Source organism: Clostridium ragsdalei P11 (genome assembly GCF_001675165.1).
In the GTDB taxonomy this organism is placed as follows: Bacteria; Bacillota; Clostridia; order Clostridiales; family Clostridiaceae; genus Clostridium_B; species Clostridium_B ragsdalei.
In genome coordinates this window covers 46,776-70,976 of the sequence record NZ_LROS01000008.1, presented here as the reverse complement: position 1 = coordinate 70,976, position 24,201 = coordinate 46,776, and the positions used below count along the sequence as shown (strand labels likewise).

At 30.8% G+C, this 24,201-nt stretch carries 21 protein-coding genes and 3 riboswitches; of the genes, 16 read left to right on the top strand and 5 right to left on the bottom strand.

All coding sequences use genetic code 11. From position 1 onward, the window contains the following. Positions 1-11: 11 nt before the first annotated feature. The 3 genes from CLRAG_RS03955 to budA all read left to right on the top strand — a co-directional run bounded on the left by CLRAG_RS03955 (position 12) and on the right by budA (position 2,987). On the top strand, positions 12-215 hold the full coding sequence (locus tag CLRAG_RS03955; RefSeq protein WP_065077194.1) for a DUF1653 domain-containing protein: 204 nt from the start codon (positions 12-14) through the stop codon (positions 213-215). A gap of 259 nt (positions 216-474) precedes the next feature. Beyond that, a riboswitch (glycine riboswitch) is annotated at positions 475-561 on the top strand. 140 nt (positions 562-701) lie between these two features. Further along, positions 702-2,096 (top strand): amino acid permease, encoded by a 1,395-nt coding sequence (locus CLRAG_RS03950; protein ID WP_065077193.1) that lies wholly within the window; start codon positions 702-704, stop codon positions 2,094-2,096. A gap of 171 nt (positions 2,097-2,267) precedes the next feature. Beyond that, positions 2,268-2,987, top strand: coding sequence for an acetolactate decarboxylase (gene budA / locus CLRAG_RS03945; protein ID WP_065077192.1), 720 nt, complete (start codon positions 2,268-2,270; stop codon positions 2,985-2,987). A 29-nt stretch (positions 2,988-3,016) separates the two neighbouring features. On the opposite strand, the gene CLRAG_RS03940 is transcribed toward budA, so the two are convergent. Next, positions 3,017-4,936 carry an ABC-F family ATP-binding cassette domain-containing protein gene (locus CLRAG_RS03940; RefSeq protein WP_065077191.1) on the bottom strand — a complete coding sequence of 640 codons (1,920 nt, stop codon included), beginning with the start codon at positions 4,934-4,936 and terminating at the stop codon, positions 3,017-3,019. Between the two features lie 107 nt (positions 4,937-5,043). Next, positions 5,044-5,817 carry a GDSL-type esterase/lipase family protein gene (locus CLRAG_RS03935; protein ID WP_065077190.1) on the bottom strand — a complete coding sequence of 258 codons (774 nt, stop codon included), beginning with the start codon at positions 5,815-5,817 and terminating at the stop codon, positions 5,044-5,046. Between the two features lie 349 nt (positions 5,818-6,166). Here CLRAG_RS03935 and lgt point away from each other — a divergent pair, with 349 nt between their 5' ends. Continuing rightward, complete coding sequence (gene lgt / locus CLRAG_RS03930; protein WP_065077189.1) at positions 6,167-6,937, top strand: prolipoprotein diacylglyceryl transferase; 771 nt, start codon at positions 6,167-6,169, stop codon at positions 6,935-6,937. 556 nt (positions 6,938-7,493) lie between these two features. Here the strand turns inward: lgt and CLRAG_RS03925 are convergent. Beyond that, positions 7,494-8,732, bottom strand: coding sequence for a S1C family serine protease (locus CLRAG_RS03925; RefSeq protein ID WP_065077188.1), 1,239 nt, complete (start codon positions 8,730-8,732; stop codon positions 7,494-7,496). 508 nt (positions 8,733-9,240) lie between these two features. Between CLRAG_RS03925 and CLRAG_RS03920 the strand changes: the two genes are divergently transcribed. The 5 genes from CLRAG_RS03920 (at position 9,241) to CLRAG_RS03900 (ending at position 15,151) form a co-directional block, all read left to right on the top strand. Then, complete coding sequence (locus CLRAG_RS03920; protein WP_065077187.1) at positions 9,241-9,681, top strand: MarR family winged helix-turn-helix transcriptional regulator; 441 nt, start codon at positions 9,241-9,243, stop codon at positions 9,679-9,681. A 50-nt stretch (positions 9,682-9,731) separates the two neighbouring features. Further along, positions 9,732-11,120 carry an MATE family efflux transporter gene (locus tag CLRAG_RS03915; RefSeq protein ID WP_065077186.1) on the top strand — a complete coding sequence of 463 codons (1,389 nt, stop codon included), beginning with the start codon at positions 9,732-9,734 and terminating at the stop codon, positions 11,118-11,120. Positions 11,121-11,181: 61 nt separating this feature from the next. Then, entirely contained in the window at positions 11,182-12,855 is a 1,674-nt protein-coding gene (locus CLRAG_RS03910; RefSeq protein ID WP_065077185.1) for a TaqI-like C-terminal specificity domain-containing protein, read from the top strand. A 413-nt stretch (positions 12,856-13,268) separates the two neighbouring features. Further along, a complete protein-coding gene (locus tag CLRAG_RS03905; RefSeq protein ID WP_065077184.1) occupies positions 13,269-13,478 on the top strand; it encodes a hypothetical protein in 210 nt (69 codons plus the stop codon). A gap of 57 nt (positions 13,479-13,535) precedes the next feature. Continuing rightward, positions 13,536-13,636: riboswitch (purine riboswitch) on the top strand. A gap of 78 nt (positions 13,637-13,714) precedes the next feature. After that, positions 13,715-15,151, top strand: a complete 1,437-nt coding sequence (locus tag CLRAG_RS03900; protein ID WP_065077183.1) for an NCS2 family permease — start codon at positions 13,715-13,717, stop codon at positions 15,149-15,151. Between the two features lie 293 nt (positions 15,152-15,444). Here the strand turns inward: CLRAG_RS03900 and CLRAG_RS03895 are convergent, their stop codons facing one another. After that, entirely contained in the window at positions 15,445-15,636 is a 192-nt protein-coding gene (locus CLRAG_RS03895) for a hydrolase (protein ID WP_065077182.1), read from the bottom strand. A 147-nt stretch (positions 15,637-15,783) separates the two neighbouring features. Then, positions 15,784-16,416: a GDSL-type esterase/lipase family protein gene (locus tag CLRAG_RS03890; RefSeq protein WP_065077181.1), complete on the bottom strand. Its 633-nt coding sequence runs from the start codon at positions 16,414-16,416 to the stop codon at positions 15,784-15,786. Between the two features lie 167 nt (positions 16,417-16,583). Beyond that, positions 16,584-16,686: riboswitch (purine riboswitch) on the top strand. A 139-nt stretch (positions 16,687-16,825) separates the two neighbouring features. On the opposite strand from CLRAG_RS03890, the gene purE reads away from it, so the two are divergent. The 7 genes from purE (at position 16,826) to purD (ending at position 24,064) form a co-directional block, all read left to right on the top strand. Further along, positions 16,826-17,305 carry a 5-(carboxyamino)imidazole ribonucleotide mutase gene (purE, locus tag CLRAG_RS03885; RefSeq protein ID WP_063600740.1) on the top strand — a complete coding sequence of 160 codons (480 nt, stop codon included), beginning with the start codon at positions 16,826-16,828 and terminating at the stop codon, positions 17,303-17,305. A gap of 1 nt (position 17,306) precedes the next feature. Further along, the gene (gene purC, locus CLRAG_RS03880) at positions 17,307-18,014 is read left to right on the top strand and encodes a phosphoribosylaminoimidazolesuccinocarboxamide synthase (protein WP_065077180.1); all 708 of its coding nucleotides are present in this window, start codon (positions 17,307-17,309) and stop codon (positions 18,012-18,014) included. A gap of 40 nt (positions 18,015-18,054) precedes the next feature. Next, positions 18,055-19,500 (top strand): amidophosphoribosyltransferase, encoded by a 1,446-nt coding sequence (purF, locus tag CLRAG_RS03875; RefSeq protein ID WP_065077179.1) that lies wholly within the window; start codon positions 18,055-18,057, stop codon positions 19,498-19,500. 13 nt (positions 19,501-19,513) lie between these two features. Continuing rightward, positions 19,514-20,509 carry a phosphoribosylformylglycinamidine cyclo-ligase gene (gene purM / locus CLRAG_RS03870; protein ID WP_065077178.1) on the top strand — a complete coding sequence of 332 codons (996 nt, stop codon included), beginning with the start codon at positions 19,514-19,516 and terminating at the stop codon, positions 20,507-20,509. Further along, on the top strand, positions 20,497-21,111 hold the full coding sequence (gene purN / locus CLRAG_RS03865) for a phosphoribosylglycinamide formyltransferase (RefSeq protein ID WP_065077177.1): 615 nt from the start codon (positions 20,497-20,499) through the stop codon (positions 21,109-21,111). The genes purM and purN overlap by 13 nt, the downstream gene beginning before the upstream one ends. 20 nt (positions 21,112-21,131) lie before the next feature. Beyond that, positions 21,132-22,631 (top strand): bifunctional phosphoribosylaminoimidazolecarboxamide formyltransferase/IMP cyclohydrolase, encoded by a 1,500-nt coding sequence (gene purH / locus CLRAG_RS03860; protein ID WP_065077176.1) that lies wholly within the window; start codon positions 21,132-21,134, stop codon positions 22,629-22,631. A 191-nt stretch (positions 22,632-22,822) separates the two neighbouring features. After that, entirely contained in the window at positions 22,823-24,064 is a 1,242-nt protein-coding gene (purD, locus tag CLRAG_RS03855) for a phosphoribosylamine--glycine ligase (protein ID WP_065077175.1), read from the top strand. The last annotated feature ends 137 nt before the right edge of the window (positions 24,065-24,201 follow it).

The window sequence follows — 24,201 nt, the reverse complement described above, 5'->3', positions numbered from 1 at the left end:
ATAAAGGAAAGATGGTTAGACACTTTAAAAATAAAAATTACTTAATATTAGATTTTGCAACACATACTGAGACAGAAGAAGAATTAGTTATATATAAAGCTCTTTACGGTAACTGCGGTGTATTCGCAAGACCAATAGACATGTTTGTTAGTGAAGTAGATCATGAAAAGTATCCTGAAGTAAGCCAAAAGTGGAGATTTGAATTAATTAAATAGAAAAGCATTTTCATTTCTCTAATTTTATTTAGTTTTAACTTAATATGGTCACTTTAGTATAAATACTTTTAGAAATTATGACTAAATATAATTTTTATTTATTAAAAGTGAAGAAGTTGTTGCAATTTTATTAAATATGTATTAGTATATAATAAAATTAATAATTCAGATGAAGATAGTGGGAGAGTTATGGCTTTTGCCATTCACCGAAGAAGTAAATCTTTCAGGTACCTATTTAATTATAGAGATGACCGCTATTGGATGAATCCTTGGAGAGACTCTTATTGAGCACCGAAGGAGAAAGTCGCAGGGCGAAACTCTCAGGTAAAAGGACAGGGGAAAGGTAACATATCTTATAAAAAGTAATACATAATCAATTACTTCATTTGGATCTTATCTATTCCCATTTGTATCTCCAATCATAAAATATTTATATAGGAAAAGGCATTTTTAGTACATGCTTTTTAACTAAGATGGAGGGATAAAATGGATCAATTAACATCAGAAAATCAAAATTTATCGAGAGGACTAAAAAATCGTCATGTCCAATTACTTGCAATTGGAGGTGCAATTGGTACTGGATTATTTCTTGGTTCAGGCAGGTCTATTCACTTGGCTGGTCCATCTATTTTATTTGCATATACTATAACAGGAATTATTTTATTTTTTGTAATGCGTGCCCTTGGCGAATTATTGCTTTCTAATTTAAACTACCATTCTTTTGTAGAGTTTGTGTACGATTATTTAGGAGAAGGAGCAGCATTTATTACTGGATGGACATACTGGTTCTGCTGGATTTCACTTGCTATGGCCGATGTAGCTGCCACTGGACTATATGTACAATACTGGATTCCCAATATACCTCGATGGGTGCCAAGCCTTATAGTTCTTGTAATTTTACTAATTATGAACCTTACTGCGGTGAAATTGTTTGGTGAAATGGAATTCTGGTTTGCATTAATTAAAGTTGTTGCAATTTTAGCACTTATTATAGTTGGTACATTTATGATTATTAAAGGATTTTCTACAAGTGCTGGTGCATCTAGCTTTTCAAACCTTTGGAGACATGGCGGTTGGTTACCAAATGGGGTAAATGGTTTTATACTTTCATTTCAAATGGTTGTGTTTGCTTTCACTGGAATCGAATTGGTTGGTTTAACAGCTGGTGAAACTGAAAATCCAGAGCATGTTATTCCAAGGGCTATTAATAACATTCCAATTAGAATTATTATTTTCTATGTAGGAGCACTTGCTGTTATTATGGGCATATATCCATGGAACTCAATTAATCCGGCTAAAAGCCCATTTGTACAGGTATTTGCCTCAGTTGGAATTGCAGCAGCGGCAAGCATTGTAAATTTTGTTGTACTAACATCAGCTGCATCTGCTTGTAACAGTGGTATTTTCAGTACAAGCCGTATGGTTTACTCTCTTGCTCAAGAAAAAAATGCACCTGATTCAATGAAAAAATTAACTTCTAACCATATACCTTGCAATGCTGCAATATTTTCTGCAGCCGTTATATTAATTGCAGTTATTTTAAACTATATCATGCCAGGTGAAGTATTTGTACTAATTACAAGTATATCAACATTTTGCTATATATATGTTTGGGCAATTATAGTTATCTGCCACATGAAATATCGTAAAACTAAACCTGAACTTGCTGCCAAGAATAAATTTAGAATGCCACTTTATCCAATCATGAACTATATAATTCTAGCATTCTTTGCTTTTGTTATAGTTACATTGGCACTTAATAATGAAACTCGTGTAGCTCTATTTGTAACACCTGTATGGTTTATAATGCTTGGGGTGATTTACAAGATATTTAAATCAAAAAAGGAAACTGGAGAAGACAGCAAAAGAAATTTAGCATAGGTTAACATTAAAGAAATTTATTCCTAAATGTTATGAATTTAAATTTTGCAGATTTGTAAATTTGATCAACCTTCTAAATGGTTTAAGCAAATGTGTTTAATTGTAGTGACAGATTCTAAGAGTAGAAAGTAGGAATTTGCTATGCTATAATGACATAGAGGTGAATGTAATATGGATGATGAGGTGAAAGTCCCAAACCATATATATCAAATGTCTACAATAAATGCACTTGTTTCGGGACTATATGATGGCTGTGTTTCATTATCTAAACTTCTAAAAAAAGGAAATTTTGGTATAGGTACTTTTAAAGGTCTAGATGGTGAACTAACTCTCTTAAATGGAACTTTTTATAGGACTAAACCTGATGGCAGTGTATACGTATGTTCCAAAAACGTATCCGTTCCTTTTGCTGTAGTCACTGAAATGGAGAATTATAACACTTATAATATTCAAAATTGTACTTCTTATGAAGATATAAGAAAAGAATTGGACAGCTTTATAGAAAGTAAAAATATATTTTATGCTTTCTATATGGAAGGTAAATTTAATTATGTAAAAACACGTACTGTTGTAAAACAGAATATGCCTTATAAGCCTATGGCTGAAGCTGTTAAAAATCAACCTATGTTTGAATATAATGATGTTGATGGATATGTGGTTGGATTTAGATGTCCCGATTATGTTGAAGGTCTTAATGTCCCTGGATACCACTTCCATTTTATAAATAAAGATAAGAAATTTGGTGGACATGTAAGCGAATTTTCTATTGAAAGTGTAAAGGCTTATGTACAGAATTGCTCTTGCTTTAGAATGGAACTTCCTAAAAATGAAAATTTTTACAATATGGAAGTGAAAGATAGAAACGATGAGATAACAAGTGTTGAAAAATAAAGTATTGATAGAAAAAACACTAGACAGTGTTAATAACAATGTCTAGTGTTTTTCTCTTGTTCAATTTTTTCATTGAGTTCATTTAGGTAAGTCCACCTGTCCATCTTTTCTTCTAATTCTTTTTCCAGTGAATTCTTTTCAGATAAGAGATCTTCAAGAAGTGCATAATCAGATGAAGCAGCTTCCATTTCTATTTTCTTTTCAGATATAGATTTTTCTAGATTTTCAATTACCTCATCTATTTTGTCAAACTCCATTTGTTCTGCATAGGTAAATTTTAAAGGCTTTTCTTTTTGCAACCTATAATTGTTTTTAGCTGTATTGTTCTTAGTGGTTATTTTTTCTTGTGGTATTTTTGCAGTTTCGTGAAAATGGGAGTAGTTTCCTGTATATTGAGCGATTTTACCATTTCCTTCAAAAGAAAATATTTTATCAACTGTTTTGTCAAGGAAGTATCTGTCATGGGATACAGCTATAACAGTTCCTTCAAAATCATTAATATAATCCTCTAGGATTGTAAGTGTTTCTATATCCAGATCATTTGTTGGTTCGTCCAGTAAAAGTACATTAGGATAATTCATCAGTATTTTTAGAAGGTATAATCTTCTTCGTTCCCCTCCTGAAAGTTTTCCAAGGGGAGTCCATTGAACTGAAGGTTCAAATAGAAAATTTTCAAGTACAGCAGAAGCACTTATTTTTTCACCCGATGAAGTTGAGGCATATTCTGATGTCCCACGTATGTATTCAATTACCCTTTCGTTCATATCCATATCAGAAATTCCCTGAGAATAGTATCCTATTTTTACTGTTTCACCTATATCTATAGTACCGCTGTCCGGCAGAATTTTTTGAGTTAAAATATTCATAAGAGTGGATTTACCACTTCCATTAGGTCCAATAATACCTATTCTATCATTATTTAGTACGTTATAAGTGAAATTTTTAATTAATGTTTTTTCACCAAAACTTTTGCTTATGTTATCCAGGTTTATGACTTTTTTACCGATTCTTGTACTCTGAAGGCTAATATTAAGTTTTGATTTATTTAAAGATGTACCTTCTGTAGTTAATTGTTCAAATCTTTCTATTCGGGCTTTTTGTTTTGTACTTCTTGCTTTTGCACCCCTTCTTATCCAGGAAAGTTCTTTCCTTATAAGATTTTGCCTTTTTCTTTCATTGGCATTTTCAGTTTCAAGTCTTTCAGCTTTTTCTTCAAGAAAATTACTATAGTTTCCCATATAACTATAGAGTTTTCCCCTATCAAGTTCAAACATTCTATTAGTTATTTTGTCCAAAAAAAATCTATCATGGGTTACCATAAGCAGGGCACCACTTCGTTTTGTTAAGAAATCTTCTAACCATTCTATGGTTTCATCGTCAAGGTGGTTTGTAGGCTCATCAAGTATTAAAATATTTGAAGTGGTTATAAGAGCAGATGCAAGGGCTACTCTCTTTTTCTGACCTCCAGAGAGCACAGATATTTTTTCATTAAAATCATTTATTCCAAGTTTGGTTAAAATAGTTTTAGCCTGACTTTCAATTTCCCACACATTTTGTGCATCCATTTTGGAATTTAAGATTCCAATTTTAGCTTGAAGACTCTTGTCTTCTGGATTTTTTTCAATAAGCTTAAGAGTTTTTTCATATTCTCGTAAAAGGTTCATAACAGGAGAAGTGCCCCTAAAAATCTGCTCAAGAACTGTTAGATTACTGCTTGTAAAATCAGAATTTTGGGGAAGGTATCCTATAGAAGCTTCCTTTGATTTAGTAATTTTACCTCCATCTGAAGTTTCACATCCTGCAATTACCTTTAAAAGTGTAGATTTTCCTGTACCATTTACACCTATAACACCTATTTTATCTCCTTCATTTATACCTAGACATATATTTTTAAATAATATTTTTTCACTGTAACTTTTACTTATATTTTCTGCAGTTAACAAGTTCATTTTTTTACACATCCTTTATTTTATCATATCATGTATTTGCGCTAGACCCAAATATAAAAAATTCCAATAGATTTAGTTTATATAAATTAAATCTATTGGAATTTTTTTTATAAATAGGATTTTATAGCATCTCTCCATACTTTATAGCCTTTCCCATTTACATGCAATCCGCCTATAGTGTATTCCTTATAAAGTTTGTTTTGGTTTGGCAGAGTAAAGAGGGGATACAGATTTATATATTGTACATTTGAGTTTTTACAAAGGTTATTTAAGGATGCATTTAAATTTATTATCTGATTATCTTTTGTTCTGGTTTTATATATATCTTTATTTATAGGAAGAACACTTTCTACATATATTAAAGTGTTAGGAGAATCAGTTTTTATATTTTGTAGTATCCTGGAATAATTTTTAATAATCACTCCTATAGATAATCCTTTGTCAATGTCATTTATTCCAAGCATAATAAAAACTTTTCGGGGTTTTAATTTTGTAATTTCACTTAATCTGTTTAAAGCTCCAGAAGTAGTATCAGAACTAATACCGCGGTTTAATATATCAGGATTATCTAATAGCTCATTCCACTGCCCAATATCTGTAAGACTGTCTCCTAAAAATACTATTTTACCTTGTTCTCTGTATGAATTTACATAAGTTGTAACCTTTTCAATGTAATACTCAGAATAAATTTTGGGATCCAAATTTATATTTTTCAGTATATCTGTATCTTCAGAGATGACAGTATTGCTTGAAAAACTTGTGGTTTGAGGTGGTGGAGAATTTAAGGATGATTTTAAACAATTATTTGAATACAATATAATTGAAAATATTGCTATGGTACTTGTTATTAGTAACAGCTTTTGTAAATTTTTAGTTTGCATGGACATCCTCCTTAAATTTTAAAATATATATATCTATCTTTACTTATTATGATAAAAAGTATGTAGGATAAATCCTGAGTAAAGGTAAAATTAAGTTAAAAGTTAATACAATATTAAGAAACTAAACAATTATTTAATATATGTGACATATTGCTGTCACATCAATTGTATAAAATAATAAATGTACTTAGGTAAAGTTTAATAATAGTCCCCTCTATTATTCAAATAGGCACTGATAATTGGCAGTGCTTATTTTTTGTGAATAAATTGTATTTAATTAAAAACATTGGTACAATTGGATATAAGATTATAATAACAAAATTATATTTTAGAAAGGTTGTAATGTTTTATGAACCCAGTAGCATTTTCTATTAATGGCTTTCAAATAAGATGGTATGGTATAATGATAGCTTTAGGAGTTATGGCAGCACTTTTTTTAGCTAAATTCAATTGTAAAAACAAAAACTACAATTTTGATAATATAGTAGATACTTTTTTAATATCTTTTCCCTTTGCTATAATAGGAGCTAGGGCCTATTATGTTATTTTTCAGTTTCAAGATTATAAGGATAATATTATAGATGTGTTCAATATAAGGCTGGGAGGTCTTGCTATTCATGGAGGACTTATATTTGGGCTTACAGCTGCGTACATATATACCAAACATAAAAAAATAGATTTTATAAAATTAGCTGATTGTGTAGCACCTTCTATAATACTTGCTCAGGCAATAGGAAGGTGGGGGAACTTTTTTAACGGAGAGGCTCATGGTGGACCTGTAAGTTATCAATTTATAAGTAAATTTCCGTTGTTTATACAAAAGGGAATGTTTATAGATGGAACTTATTATCACCCTACATTTTTGTATGAATCTCTGTGGAATTTAACTGTGTGTATAATTCTCGTATATATTTTGAGAAGAAAGCATGATAGAGGTTTTGTAATAGCAGCATACATAGGTTTGTACTCATTAGGAAGATTTTTTATAGAAGGACTTAGAACTGACAGTTTAATGCTTGGAAGTATAAGAATAGCACAGTTAGTTAGTCTTACAGGAGTTATATTTAGCATAGGCTTTTTCATATATTTAAAGCACAAGAAAAATACAAACTCATTATAGATATTTATCACTGAAGTTTACTTATAATCGGTCATATGCTGACAAATTTCATCACCATAAAAACTTTTAATAAGTCTAAAACTTGTATTTTGAAAATCTAAAGGGACTTAGATAAACTCGTACCTCAAACATATCTAAGTCCCTAAGATTTTCTGAAATACAAGTTAAGACTTATAAAAAAAGTTTTTAAACGTGATTTCAATTTTGTCAGCATATTTCCCAAGTATAAGTAAACTTTTAGTCATAAATTCTATTTTAGACGTTTAACATTTACTGTATTATAAAGATACATTCTAACTTAAAAATAAGATTATGCGCAAATATATTTTTTACAATAATGAAGCACATTTAAATATTTTGTATATAAGTCTTAGTAAAAAGTTTTTGAAAACTTAGGACCTTTGAATTGTTTGAGGTACGAGTTTTCAAAAGTCCTTAGTTTTTTCAAAATGTTTTACTTAGACTTATCAAAATATTTAACGAGCTGAATGGTGTAAAAAACATTCGGAGCATAATCTTATTTTTGTTTAGAATATTTATTTTTGATTTACAGGTTTTATTCTGTCAATGTTAGATTCAGTTTTTTGGTACTTCCGTTTCTGTTTACTACAATTTCCACTGTATCTCCAGATTTGTGAGTAGCTTTTATATCATTTATTTCACTTATAGACTTTACAGATTTACCGTCAAATTTTTGAATAACATCTCCAACCTTAAGTCCACATTTTTCTGCGGCACTAAATTCTTGCACTTCTGCTACATATACACCTTCAGGTACATTATATGCTTGGGAAAGCTGTGAATTTATATCTCTACCTGCAATACCTATCTTTAAAATAGGTTTCAAAAGACCGCTTAATTTAGGTTTTACAGTGTCTATTGGTATTGCAAATCCAATTCCTTCTACTCCACTTCCACCTATTTTAGCAGAATTTATACCTATTACTTGACCTGCAGAATTTACAAGTGCACCGCCGCTGTTCCCTGGGTTTATGGCAGCATCTGTTTGAAGATAGGACTGAGTAGTATTGCCAACACTAATTTGTCTGTTTGTTGCACTTATAACACCAGTAGTTACAGTACCTAATAATTCTTTACCAAGAGGATTTCCTATAGCTACTACAGAATCACCTACCTGAAGATTCTTTGAATCACCTAATTCTGCTACAGCTGGCATTTTTTCATTGGTAGTTACTTTAATTATGGCTAGATCCAGGCCTGCATCATAATTTACTACTTTTGCAGTTACTTCTTTTTTATTGTTAAATATTACACTTACTTTTTCAGCAGACTCTATAACATGATAATTTGTAAGTATATATCCATCCTCATTTATTATTATACCTGAGCCCATGCCATCATCCTGGCTGTCACTACTGCCTCCGTTTGATTGACTTTCATTAGATTGGCTGTTACCAGAAAATCCAAATATGTCGGATGACTGTGAAGCAGTTTTTATAGATACTCCAACTACAGCAGGACCTACTTTCTTTGCTATTTCAGATACAGTAAGGCCACCTTTCGCAGTTGATATAGGGGAAGCATTTATAGTAGAAGATTTTTCACTTCCTGTATTTTGAAAAGCTAGATTTTGATATAATGGGGTGCTCTTAAACATACCTAATTTTGGTACGAAATATAAGGCACCTGCAATTGAAATACTTCCACCTAATATACTGCATATTAATCCTACAGCTATATAAGACATAAATTTTTTACTTCTTTTAAGGTTGTCTTTGAACTTAGTTTTTAAACTTATTTTTGAAGTATCATATTCGTTGTTGAAATTACCCATGTAAGTACCTCCTTATAATAATATCTTAACTCAACTTTCGCATATATAAAATTTTCACTTAATATAAAAACTTTGCGAAGCAATATTTTTAATTAATAGTTAAGAATGAAGAATTAATAGTTAATGTGGATTTTTTTTCGCTACACTACAAAAAATCTTTAATTAAAAAATTTTTGAAGGCTCGTTTTGCTAAAGCAAAACATTACTAAGCACTGACTTATATAAATTTAAATATTTTTTGCGATAGCTAAAAATCATCCTTCACTATTAATTTTTCATTATTAATTCTTAACTTGCGAAGCCTTGCTTCGCAATATTATTAAACTGCAAAAGTTGAATCTCTTAATTATTTATTTTATGTATATATAGTATAGTTGTTTTGTTACAGTTGTATGACAGAAGTGTTAATGAGTTGTGACAATTTTGCTTGAAATTTTACTAAAGAGTATTGACAATACTTATTTATTATTATAACATAGGTTGTGCAATTAATTAGGAGGCTAACTAAATGGAAAGCAAAGTAAAATGTGAACCCTGTGATAAATTTATAACATATTGGCTTAGGGTAATTTATAGAAATATGACAAATTTACATAATAGTAAACTTGCTAAATATGGTTTGACTACATCACAAGTAGGAGTACTTGTACACTTATGGATAGAAGATGGGTTAACTCAGAAGGAAATAGCCGAAGAACTTCAATTAAGACCAGCTTCCATTACAGGGCTTGTAAATACTTTAGTATCAAAGGGATGGATAGATAGAAGAGAGGACACTAAAGATGCTAGAATAAATAGAATTTATCTTACAGAAGAAGGAAAAAACATAAGGATTAAATGTATGTCAGCAAATGATGAAATAGAGGAAATATTAAGTAACGGGTTTTCAAAAGAAGAAAAGGAGCTCATGCTTTGCTGGCTGAAAAAATTGAATAAGAATTTATTGTAGGACAGCCTAAAATATTTAGGCTATTAACTATTTCTATAGGAGGAATTAATTTGGAACGATCGGTAAAATTAAGAGATGAAAAGGTTGGTAAATTACTATTGGAATTTTCTATACCAGCTATAATTGGTATGCTAGTTAACTCACTTTATATTGTAATAGACAGGATATTTATAGGAAGAGTTGTTGGAGCTATGGCTATATCAGGTGTAAGTTTGACTTTCCCTATATCCATACTTATAATGGCTTTTGGTATGCTTGTAGGAATAGGTGCTGCAGCAAGAATATCTATAAAACTGGGAGAAAACAATAAAGATGAAGCAGAGCACATATTAGGAAATGCATTTGTACTTTTGATTATAGTTTCTATAGCAATTACAATTTTGGGACTTATTTTTGTGGACCCTATGTTGAGGGGTTTTGGAGCTAGTGATAACACGATAGGTTATGCTAGGCAGTTTATAACTATTTTAATTTCTGTTTCTATATTTCAAACTGTAGGTTTTGGATTAAATAATGTAATACGTTCAGAAGGCGATCCTAAGACGGCAATGAATACAATGCTTATAGGTGGTATATGTAATATAATATTGGACTTCCTATTTATATATATACTTCATTTTGGAATAAGAGGAGCGGCTATAGCTACTTCAATTTCCCAAGGTATAAATATGATATGGGTACTTTATTATTTCTTAAAGGGAAATAGTATGCTTAGAATAAAAAAGAAGTATCTTCGTTTAAATAAAGATATAGTTACAAGTATTTTTTCCATAGGAATGTCTCCCTTTGCAATGCAGATTGCTGCAAGTTTAGTAAATGTGATATTGAACAAGAGCTTAGGAATATATGGCGGGGATTTAGCTATAGGTGCTATGGGCATAATAAATGGTATAGCTACTATTATACTTATGCCTATATTTGGAATAAATCAAGGGTCACAGCCAGTAATTGGATTTAATTATGGAGCTAGATTGCATAGACGTGTAAAGAAAGCATTACTACTTGCAATTACAGCCGCAACTGTTATATCTGCTGCAGGAGGAATTGCAGTTCAAATTTTCCCTACAGCTTTAGTAAATATGTTTAATAAGTCTGATATGAATTTGACTAATATAACTGTAAATGGAATAAAAATATTTATGGTTATGTTTCCTATAATAGGATTTCAAATAGTAAGCTCTAACTTTTTTCAAGCTATAGGAAAAGCTAAAATATCTATGTTTTTAGCACTTTTAAGACAGGTAATAGTTCTTATTCCTATGCTTCTTATACTCCCAAGAATATTTAAGCTAAATGGAGTGTGGATGGCAGCTCCTGTATCCGATGCTGTAGCTTCCATATTGACGGCTTTGTTTTTATATTTTGAAATTAAGAAGTTAAATTTAAATGCAAAAGAAAATGTGCATTCACCAGAAGTATCTGCAGAATGCGCAAAGTAATCAATTTACAGTAATTGTGCATTGTGAACTGTGAATTGTGAATTAAAAAAAGAGGTATGGTATGCATAAGTGGCGTGATTCATCTATACTTGGAGAAATGTATGAAAAATCAATGGAAAAGGAAGAGAGAAAACGGAAGGGGAGTTTTTATACTCCCCATTACATAGTTGACTATATAGTGAAGAACATTATGTCAAATTTAGATCTTGAAAAAAATCCTTGTATAAAAGTATTAGATCCTTCTTGTGGAAGTGGATATTTTCTAGTAAGAGTATATGAGATTTTAATGGAAAAGTTCAGTGAAAATTTAGATCACATTAGAAATACTTTTAAAGATAAAACTTATACCATTGAAACTGAAGATGGATTAAAGAGAATAGATGGGGTTCACTATTGGCAGCAGGAAAATTTAAGTTTTCATATATTAAAGAAGTGTATATATGGCGCAGATATAGACAGTACAGCTGTAGGACTTACAAAAATTAATTTAAGTAAAGTTAGCGGCATAAACATTAACATAGAGGACAATATCATATGCTGCAACAGTCTTATAAAGTGGAATGAAATTGATAATATAGAAGAATATAAGAAATCTAATATTCAATCTGTTGTTAAGTTTTGGAACAGAAAATATGATTATGTACTGGGGAATCCTCCCTGGGTATCTTTAAGTCGAAAGAATAAGATGAATATAGAGGATGGATTATTACAGTATTATAGTGAAAATTATAATGGAAATACATATTTACCTAATTTGTATGAGTATTTTATAAAAAGGTCTATGGAAATATTAAAATCTGGAGGAAGATTTGGATTTGTAGTTCCTGATAGGCTGTCCCGAAATCTTCAATACAGTGAACTTAGAAAGAGTTTACTTGAAAAGTACACCATATTAAATCTTGTGTTTGAGATAGATTTTCCGGAAATAAACACAGATTCTATGATTATAATAGCAGAAAATAAACATAAAAAAGTAAATAAAATAAAAATAGATATTTATAAGAAGAGGACATATGAAATGTATCAGCATGAATATCTGAGAAATTCAAAATTTAAGTTTACATATTGTTGTTATAATCAAAACTTAAACATAAAGGATTGTATAGAGAAAAATAGTAGCAAATTAGAAAGCATTTGCAAGACTTTTACAGGATTTATAGGTTATAGTAAAAAAATAACCCCTGTTAAAAAAAATGAACATCAGGTTGAAGTATTAAAAGGGGAAAACATAAAAAAATTTAAAGTTTTAAACAATTACTATTATGATTTTGTACCTGAAAACATAATAGGTGGAACTAAAAATATAGAAAAGCTTACTTTTAAGAATAAATTAGTAATAAGGAAAACTGGAAAAAATTTAATAGCAGCTTTGGATGATAAGGGACGTATAATAGAACAATCCCTATATGGAATAATAAGTACAAATGAGGAATTTTCACCCCAGTATATTTTGGCAATATTGAATTCGGAGCTAATTCAGTGGTATTATTTAAATTTTTTAATTACCAACTCTAATTCTATTCCACAAATTAAAAAATGTAATTTAGATGAAATACCAATAAGGCACTGCAGCAGACAAACTAAAGAAGATATAGAAAAATTAGTTTACAAAATTATGGATGATAATGATGAAAGAAATATGTTGAAGAAAATATTAGATGATGAGATATTTGAATTATATAATATTGATCATAATTATAGAAGTATTATATTAAGTGATATTGAAAAAAATTAACTCAACTTTTGCAGTTTAAAAATATTGCGAAGCAAAGCTTCACAAGTTAAGAATTAATAATGAAAAATTAATAGTGAAGGATGATTTTTAGCTGTCGCAAAAAATCTTTAAATTTATATAACTAATCAATATTTCGCTTTAGCGAAATGAGTGATGAAAAGCTTAATCAAAGATTTTTTGTAGTGTAACGGAAAAAAATTCACATTAACTATTAATTCTTCATTATTAACTATTAATTAAAAATTTTATATGTGCTGTTTCACATTCTGCATACAAAAAAGTACTTGATTTTTAGCTATGTTCTCCCTAATATAATTATTAAGGATGGTGAAGAATATGAAAAATTTTAAGCTTTAATGTATTTCAGATTTGATAAGTATCCAAATAAAATAGTTGATAAGGGGGGACAATTTATGATTACATTATTTGGCATTTTGTTTGCAATTTTTGCTATATATATTGTATTTTCTTTGTTAGGGATTATAGTACTTCCACTTGTAGGCATAGTTATATTTCTAGCTTTTATAATGGCCATTATAGGATTTGCTTTTAAAATAGTATTTTCACTACCTTTTTTAATATTCGTTGTTATACTTGGATTTTTACATTTTAGCAAGAGATAGTTTATAAAAATGTTGACTTATTATGAACAAGATGATAATATAAAAACGTACATTAAATAATTTTTTTAACAGAACATTCGTATAATCTTGATAATATGGTTCAAGAGTATCTACCAAGGTACCAAAAATCCTTGACTATGGGTGAATTCCGTGAAAATGGTATTTTTTTAGCTATTTTCTAACTTGAATTATCCTATAATTCATGTTAGAAATTTTTTAATTTTGGAGGGAATTACATGAATGTTGAAAAAGCGAACAAAAATGACGGTGGCAATTTATCTTTTTTAGAATCATTTTTTAAATTGCCGGAAAACAATACTACTGTAAGGACGGAGATTTTAGCAGGGGTTACTACTTTTATTACTATGGCCTATATAATCTTTGTAAATCCAACTATACTTATGCAGGCAGGAATGAATGTACATGGGCTTATGGGAGATGCAGCGGTTAAAGCTGGGTTATCTGCAATAAACGATCCTATTGTAGGCTCTATATTTACGGCAACTTGTATAGCAGCGGCTGTTGGAACTTTCATAATGGCACTTTACGCAAATTTACCTTTTGCACAGGCACCAGGAATGGGACTTAATGCATTTTTTACTTACAGTGTTTGCTTAGGTATGCACTATACATGGCATCAAGCACTGGCAGCAGTTTTAGTTTCAGGAATAATTTTTATTATAATAACGGTAACTTCTATAAGAGAAAAAATTGTAGATGCTCTTCCATTTAACTTAAAACTTGCTATATCAGGAGGTATCGGACTTTTTATAGCTCTTATAGGATTAAAAAATGCAGGAATTGTAATATCAGATCCTTCTACGCTGGTTGCTTTTGGAAAACTAACTAGTGCACCTGTTTTGCTATCAATTATAGGTATTTTAATTACAGTTATACTTATGGCAAGAAATGTTAAAGGATCAATTTTAATAGGAATAATATTAACTACTATAGTTGGTATACCTTTAGGAGTGACACACCTTACAGGAATAAAAGTTGTAAGTGCACCACCATCACTTGCACCTACATTCTTTGCTTTTGATTTTAAAGGCCTTTTAGGAATTGGAAAAGCAGGTGTAGTTGGAGGTTTAACTAGCATAATTATGGTAGTCATAACATTTACTTTAGTAGATTTGTTTGATACTATAGGAACACTTGTTGGAACAGCTGAAAAAGCTGGTATGGTTGATGAAAATGGAAGAGTTAAAAATATGCACAAAGCTCTTTTTGCAGATTCCCTTGCAACTACTATTGGTTCAATGCTAGGAACAAGTACTGTTAATACATATGTAGAATCTACTTCAGGTGTATCTGCAGGAGGTAGGACAGGACTTACATCATGTGTTGTTGGAATATTATTTATACTTTCATTATTCTTTAGTGGACTAGTCGGAATAGTTCCTACCCAAGCTACAGCTCCAGCACTTATAATTGTAGGGGCACTTATGATTGGAGTAGTTACTAAAATAGACTTTAGTGATTTTACAGAAGGACTTCCAGCTTTCTTTGCTATAGCATTTATGCCTTTTAGTTACAGTATAGCAAATGGTATAGCAGCAGCAATAATATTTTATCCAATAGTTAAAATAGTTACAGGAAAATATAAGGAAGTTCATCCAATAGTATATGTACTTGCAGCTTTATTTATATTTAGATTTGCTATGCTTTCATAATTAGAGATAAAAAATAACTGGTTAGAAAATTTATTTTCTAACCAGTTATTTTTTTTAATTAATAGTTAAGAATGAAGAATTAATAGTTAATGTGGATTTTTTTACGTTACACTACAAAAAATGTTCGATTAAGCTTTTTATCACTCGTTTCACTAAAGCCAAACATTACTGATTCATATAAATTTAAAGATTTTTTGCGACAGCTAAAAATCATCCTTCACTATTAATTTTTCATTATTAATTCTTAACTTGCGAAGCTTTGATTCGCATTATTTTTATATATTGTATTGTCTTTAGTCTACAAAACTATTCCAGTAATTTGAATAATCAATTGCTACAGGTGATATATTGGAGTATTTTACATCATAGTGTTCAGCTAATGCATTTATGAATTCTTTTGCAGGCATTCCGGATTTTTCTATTAAACCTTCAATTTGTTTTTGTAAGTCCTCTGGTATTTTAGAAAAACAGTAGGTAGTATTCATTTTAACAAATCCCCCTTATAATATAGTACTAACATTTAATATATTATATGATATATAACTTTTTAAGTGTAATATATACGCTGAATCTCTACTTTTAGTATAGCATTATATGCAAAAAAATTCAATAAAGAGTAGTCTATAAACATATTATTTTTTATGTACTTCTTTGAAAGCAAGTATTTTTTTATATACATTTTGTGCTTCTATCAGAGTAAGTGTTTTTTGTATACATTCTGCCATTAATTTATGGCCTAGTGCTGTAGGATGAATTCCATCTATAAACAAATCGTCATTGGTGTTTGTTTCTAATTTTTCCTGGAAGCGGCTATAAAAGTCTGCATAAAAAAGACTGTTTTTAGTGCAAAAATCTATTATCCAATTTCTGTATTCACTTTCTAGCTCACTTATTTTCTCATAATCTAAGGTACTATCCCACTTTTCCTTAGCTAATTTTTTGTATACGAGAGGTTCTATGCCTATTATTGTAATTATTTTTGCAGATAAGGCTTCTTTTACAATCTCTTTTAAATTGTCTGTTACTAGTTTTAGAGATCTTCCAGTCATAAAGTCGTTACATCCGACCATAATGAGTACATGACTAGGGTTATTTTGAATTACATCTTTATAAGAACGTGACAACAATCCCGAAGCCGTATCTCCACATACTCCTTTGTTTAAAATATCTATTTGAAGTTTTTCTCTTAGAATGGATACAAAACATTCACTGTTAGAAACACCATATCCAGCAGTTAAGCTGTCTCCTATACATACCATTTTCATAGTTAAACAATCTCCTTTCAATTTTTGAAACGTAAAATAATGTTCGATATGGTATGAACATTACCACCATATATTTTCTTACAATCTCAAAATATACGAATATTATGTAGTAAATTAGCATAAACGTATTGAATTATATAATTTGATATGATAATATAAGTATATCATAAATAAATGAATAGAATATCCATATAATCCTAATAATGAGGTTTAGGAGTATCTACAGGGAACCGTAAAATTCTCATAGCTATGGATAACTTTATTTAAAGCTGGATATTTTTATACCAAGTTTTAGTTAAGGTGACTAGCTTAAGGTTTCACATAGATTCTCAATTGTAGATTTTATTGAAACCTTTTTATTATACTTTTGGTGATATAATCTAACATTTGTTGTTTAAGGAGGACGAATATGAAAGTAGCAATTATATTTGGAAGTAGTTCCGACATTGACAAGATGAAAGGAGCTGCCAAAGCCTTAAAAGAATTTGACATTCAATATGAGGCATATATTTTATCAGCCCACAGGGTTCCGGAAAAACTTTTAGAAACTGTAAAAAAATTGGAAGAAGAAGGCTGTGAATGTATTATTTCAGGTGCTGGTCTTGCAGCACATCTTCCAGGAGTTATTGCAGCTAATACAACTATTCCAGTTATAGGAGTTCCACTTAATGCAGCTATTTCTGGATTGGATTCTCTCTTTTCAATAGTACAGATGCCAAAATCCATACCTGTAGCTACAGTTGGAATAAATAACAGTTACAATGCAGGCATGCTGGCAGTAGAGATTTTAGCACTTAAATATTCTGAAATTAAAAAGAAATTAATTGAATATAGAAAAAATATGAAAGAAAAGTTTATAAATGAAAATGGAAAAGGAGTGGAATTATAATATGGAAAAAGGAAAAATGATATATGAAGGAAAAGCAAAAAAGGTATATGAAACAGAAGATAAAGACAAGGTAATAATTTATTATAAAGATGATGCTACAGCTTTTAACGGAGAGAAAAAAGGACAGATATCAGATAAAGGAGTATTAAATAATACAATTACTTCAATGCTCTTTGAGTTACTTGAAAAACATGGTATAGAAACTCACTTTGAGGAAAAATTAAATGATAGAGAACAACTTTGTAAAAAGGTAGAAATAGTTCCTCTAGAAGTAATTGTTAGAAATGTAGCAGCAGGAAGTATGGCAAAGAGATTAGGCTTAGAAGAAGGTACACCATTAAAGACTACAGTATATGAAATAAGCTACAAAAATGATGAACTTGGAGATCCTCTTATAAATGATTATCATGCAGTTGCGATTGGAGCTGCTACTTTTGATGAGCTTAAAACTATATATAATATGACGGAATCCATAAACAATATCTTAAAAGAATTTTTCTTGAAACAGGGAATAAAACTAATAGATTTTAAATTGGAATTTGGTAAATTCAATGGAAAAATAGTTTTAGCTGATGAGATATCACCAGATACATGCAGACTATGGGATGCAAAGACTAATGAAAAATTAGATAAAGATAGATTTAGAAGAGATATGGGAAATGTAAAAGAAGCCTATGTAGAAATATTGAAGAGAATAAGTAAAAATTAGCAGCTGCCTTAATTTTATGGTTAAAAGGAGAGAATTTTTGATGTGCACTTTAAATGATAAATTTAATACTTGCTCCTGTATTGATTTGGAGGAAGATAAATTCAAGGATGAATGCGGTGTATTTGGAATATTTTCTAAGAACAATATAGATGTAGCATCTTTAACTTATTATGGACTATATGCTCTCCAGCATAGGGGGCAGGAAAGTGCAGGTATTGTAGTTTCTGATGGAAGTGAATTTAAGTATCATAAAGGTATGGGGCTTGTAGCAGATGTATTTAATAAGGATATATTAGAAGGACTTAAAGGAAAAAGTGCTATAGGTCATGTAAGGTATTCTACAGCAGGTTCAAGTACTTTAAACAATGCTCAGCCACTTATGGTGAAATATAAACTTGGATCTATTGCTATAGCACACAATGGTACTTTGGTCAATGCAGATGTCATAAGAGGACTTTTAGAAGATGCAGGATATATTTTTCAGACATCTGTAGATTCAGAAGTTATCTTAAGTCTTATTGCAAGAGAGGCTAGGAGAGATATAGGTAAAGCTGTAGTAGATACAGTTCAAGCAGTGAAAGGTTCTTATGCCATTACTATTTTAACGGAAAATGAACTTATAGGTGTAAGAGATCCAAATGGGATAAGACCGCTTTGTATAGGTGAATTAAACGGAGATTATATACTCTGTTCTGAAAGCTGTGCCCTGGATTCTATAGGAGCAAATTTTATAAGAGATGTAAAGCCTGGAGAAATTGTAATTATAAACGATGATGGAATTAAATCTATAAATTTTGCAGAAAAGACAAAATGTGAAACCTGCTCTTTTGAATATATATACTTTGCAAGACCAGACAGTACTATAGATGATATAAACGTATATACATCAAGAGTTAAAGCAGGAAGAATACTTTATAGAGAAAACCCAGTAGAGGCAGATGTGGTTATAGGTGTCCCTGATTCTGGAATACCAGCAGCTCTTGGATATTCAGAAGAATCGGGAATACCTTATGCTATAGGATTTATAAAAAATAAATATGTAGGAAGAACATTTATTGCTCCATCCCAAGAACTTAGGTCTAAAGCAGTAGCTGTAAAGTTAAACCCTTTAAAGGTAAATGTAGAAGGAAAAAGAGTGGTAATTGTTGATGATTCCATAGTTAGAGGAACTACCAGTGGAAAACTTGTAGAAATACTTAGAAAAGCTGGAGCTACTGAAGTGCACTTTAGAGTTTCATCTCCTGTAGTTAAGTATCCTTGTTATTTTGGAATTGACACACCTTATAGGTCTCAACTTATAGGTTCTAATGCAAAAATAGAGGAAATAAGGGATAAAATAGGAGCAGATAGTTTAGGCTATATAAGTATAGATGGAATTTTAAAATCTCTTGAATGTACTGAGTCAAAAGGATATTGTTTAGGGTGTTTTAATGGAATATACCCAATATCTGTACCTATAGAAAAAGATAAAAATTATTTAGAGTAAGAGGTGGTTTGCTGTGGTAACATATAAAGATTCCGGTGTAAATATTGAAGAAGGATATAAGTCAGTAAAACTTATGAAAGAATATTCATCTAAGACTTTTACCCAAGGGGTTTTAAATGGACTTGGAAGTTTTGCAGGTATGTTTGAACTTGGTAAATATAAAAATCCAGTACTTGTATCTGGAACAGATGGAGTAGGAACAAAGTTAAAAATAGCATTTCAAATGAAAACTTATGATACAGTGGGAATAGATTGTGTGGCTATGTGTGTAAATGATGTTTTATGCCATGGTGCAAAACCCCTGTTTTTTTTAGACTACCTAGCTTGCTCTAATTTGGAAGCAGAAGTTGCGGCAGATTTGGTTAAAGGTGTATCAGATGGATGTATTCAGGCAGGTTGTGCTCTAATTGGAGGAGAAACTGCTGAAATGCCTGGCTTTTATTCCAAGGGAGACTACGATATGGCAGGATTCACCGTAGGAGTTGTGGAAAAAGACAATATAATAAATGGAAGCACAGTAGAAGAAGGAGATGTCCTTGTAGGAATAGCATCTAGTGGAGTTCACAGTAATGGATATTCATTAGTAAGAAAAGTTGTAAAAGATTTTGATGAGGACTTTTTAGGTACACCTATAGGAAAAGTACTTTTGACACCTACAAAGATATATGTAAAACCTGTACTTAAACTTTTGGATAAATTTAAAATTAAGGCTATGGCCCATATAACTGGAGGGGGATTCTTTGAAAACATACCTAGAATGTTTAAAGATGATTTTACTGCAGTTATAGATAAGAAAAGCTTTGAAGTGCCACCTATATTTAATCATTTAATGGAACTAGGGGTAGAAGAAAAGCAGATGTACAACACTTATAATATGGGAATAGGATTTGTACTATGTGTAGATAATAAAGATGCTAAAAACGTAGTGGAAGAATTAAATAAAATGGGCGAAAAGGCATATATAATAGGAAGTGTAAAAAAAGGGGAAAAATCAGTATGTTTAAAATAGCAGTTTTGGTTTCTGGAGGAGGTACTGACCTTCAGTCTATAATAGATGCAGTTGAGAGCGGATATATAAAAAGTTGCAGTATAGAAGCTGTAATAGGTGACAGACCTGGAATTTATGCTTTAGAAAGAGCTGAAAAGCATAATATAAAATCCTATGTATTAGATAAGAAAATACATAAGTCTAATATTTCTCAGGAAATATTAAAGATGCTTAAAGGCAAAGTTGACTTAATAGTATGTGCAGGTTGGCTTTCCATACTTAAAGGAGAGCTGATTTCAGAATTTAGAAATAAAATAGTAAATATACACCCTTCTTTAATACCATCCTTTTGCGGAGATGGTATGTATGGCATAAAGGTTCATGAAAAGGCAATTGAGTATGGAGTTAAAGTATCAGGCTGTACTGTACACTTTGTAGATGAGGGTACAGACAGTGGTCCTATAATAATTCAAAAGACAGTTCCTGTATATTTTCAAGATACTCCAGAAATGCTTCAAAAGAGAATATTAGAAGAAGAGCATAAAGCCCTTCCTGAAGTTATCAAACTTATTTCTGAAAACAAAATAGTGGTGGAGAACAGAATAGTAAAAGTTTGTAATTAAAATAATTGGAGGCGCAAATTATGATAGATCGTGCATTAATAAGTGTTTATAACAAAAATGGATTATTGGATTTAGCAAAGTTTTTGATAAATAGGGGAGTTGAAATAATATCTACAGGTGGAACTTATAGATACCTTGTGGAAAATAATATAAAGGTTACAGAAGTATCTAAAGTTACTGGATTTGATGAGATATTAGATGGCAGAGTAAAGACACTTCATCCAGTTATACATGGTGGTATACTTGCCAAAAGAGATAATAAAGAACATATGGATACTATAAAGAGTAAGAACATAAAACCAATAGATATGGTAGTCGTAAATTTATATCCTTTTTTCGACAAGGTATGTGATAATATAACTTTTGATGAAAAAATAGAATTTATAGACATTGGCGGTCCAACTATGATAAGAGCTGCAGCCAAAAATTTTCAAGATGTAATAGTTGTTACAGATGTAAATGATTATTCACAAATAATTAAGGAGATAGAAACCTCTGGAGACGTAAAATATGAATTTAGAAGAAAACTTGCAGGTAAAGTATTTAATTTGATGTCTGCCTATGATGGAGCTATAAGTAATTTCCTACTTGAAGATGAATATCCAGAATACTTAAGCTTGTCCTATAAAAAATCTGAAAGCTTAAGATACGGAGAAAATCCACATCAAAGTGCAGCTTATTACACAGAAACTGTAGGAAAAGCTCCTATGAAAGATTTTGAGCAGTTAAGTGGTAAAACACTTTCATATAATAATATGAGAGATATGGATATGGCATGGAAGGCAGTAAGTGAATTTGAGGAAATATGCTGTGTTGCAGTTAAGCACAATACTCCTTGTGGTGTAGCCCTTGGAAAAGACCTACATGAGGCTTATGTAAAAGCTTATGAGTGTGATTCTACTTCTATTTTTGGAGGTATTATAGCTGTAAATAGAAAATTAGATGCAAAAACTGCGGAAGAAATAGCTAAGATTTTTGTTGAAATAGTCATAGCACCGGATTTTGATAAGGATGCAGTTGAAATATTAAAGGCAAAGAAAAATCTAAGGATAATTAAGTGTGATGTAAAACCTACTAATGATTTTGAAATATCAAAATTAGATGGTGGGATACTTGTACAATCTGCTGATGATAAATTGGTAGATGAGACTAAAGTAGTTACGGAAAAGAAACCTTCAAAAGAAGAAATGGACAATTTGATATTTGGAATGAAGGTTTGTAAATACGTAAAATCAAATGCTATTGTAGTAGTTAAAGACTTCATGGCTAAAGGAATTGGTGGAGGACAGGTAAATAGAATATGGCCTGCATGCCAGGCACTTGATAGGGCAGGAGATGGGGTAGTACTTGCCTCAGATGCATTTTTCCCATTTAACGATGTAGTATGTGAAGCAGCAAAGCATGGAATAAAATCCATAATACAACCAGGAGGTTCCATAAAGGATGAGGATTCTATAGCTGAATGTAATAAAAATGGAATTTCCATGGTGTTTACAGGGGTAAGACATTTTAAACATTAATTCTTAAGACGTTTAAAAGAAGTAACAAGTTAAAGATGCGACGGATATTTTTTATCAGACAAGGAGGTAGGTTCCGCAGATAGTGAATCCTATCTAAGGGTTCTACCGACGCAGTATGATAAAAAATAGGCTAGCATCTTGATTGGTTATTTCTTTGAAAATGTCTACTATGAAAAGGGGGATTTTATATAATGAAGGTACTTGTAATAGGTTCCGGTGGAAGAGAACATGCTATTTGCTGGAAAATATCTCAAAGTTCCAAGGTGGATAAAATATTTTGTGCTCCAGGAAATGGAGGAACGGATATAGTAGATAAATGCAGTAATCTGAATATAACAGACATAGATGGACTTATAGATTTTGCATCTAAAGAAAATATAGATTTAACTGTGGTAGGCCCTGAAGGACCACTTACAGAAGGCATAGTGGATAAATTTAAAAGCAAGGGACTTAAAATATTTGGACCAAGTTTAAAAGCTGCTCAGCTTGAGGGAAGTAAAATCTATTCTAAGGATTTTATGAAAAAGTATGGAATTAAAACTGCTGAATATTGCACTTTTGATGATAAAGACAGTGCTTTAAAATACATAGAAAATTGTAGGTATCCTGTAGTTATAAAGGCTGACGGATTAGCGGCAGGAAAAGGTGTTTCTATATGTCAGAATTATGAGGAAGCAAGTACTGCATTAAATGATTTTATGGTAAAGGACGTATTTAAAGGGGCAGGAAAAAATGTAGTTATTGAAGAATTTCTAGAGGGAGTAGAGGCTTCAATACTTACAATAACAGATGGAAATATTATTCTTCCTTTTATATCTTCAAAGGATCATAAGCAAATATATGATGGGGGTCTAGGACCAAATACAGGTGGAATGGGAGCTATAGCTCCAAATCCATACTGCACGGAGGAAGTTTTAAAAGATTTTGAGAAAAATATAATGGAACCTACTTTAAGAGGAATACAGCAGGAAAACTTAGATTATGTGGGAATAATCTTCTTCGGCATTATGATAACAAAAAAAGGAGTTTATTTGTTAGAGTATAATGTTAGAATGGGTGATCCTGAAACTCAAGCTGTACTTCCACTTATGAAAAGTGATTTTGTGGAACTTGTAGAAAATGCTATAGATAGAAAACTTGATAAATTTAATTTGCAATGGAAAGAGGGAGCTTCCTGCTGTGTTGTAGCTGCGTCTAAAGGGTATCCTTTAAAGTATGATACTGGTTTAAAAATAGAAGGGATGGAAAAGTCCAGTAATGTTTTTGCTGCAGGGGTTAAAAAAGAAAATGGACAGTTTAAAACATCTGGTGGAAGGGTTTTAGTAACTTATGGAGTTGGAAATGATTTAAATTCTGCTGTGGAAGCTGCTTACTGTAATTTGAAAAAAATAAGTTTTCCGGGTATGTATTTTAGAACAGATATAGGAAAGTAAATTATAATTTTAGTGTAAAATTTAGAAAAACTGATTTGTCTTAATTTTCATAAGGCAGGTCAGTTTTTTAAATTAACAGAATGTAAAAGATTTTTCAGTGGAAATAATTTAAAAATAATAGTAAAATAGTTCTATAC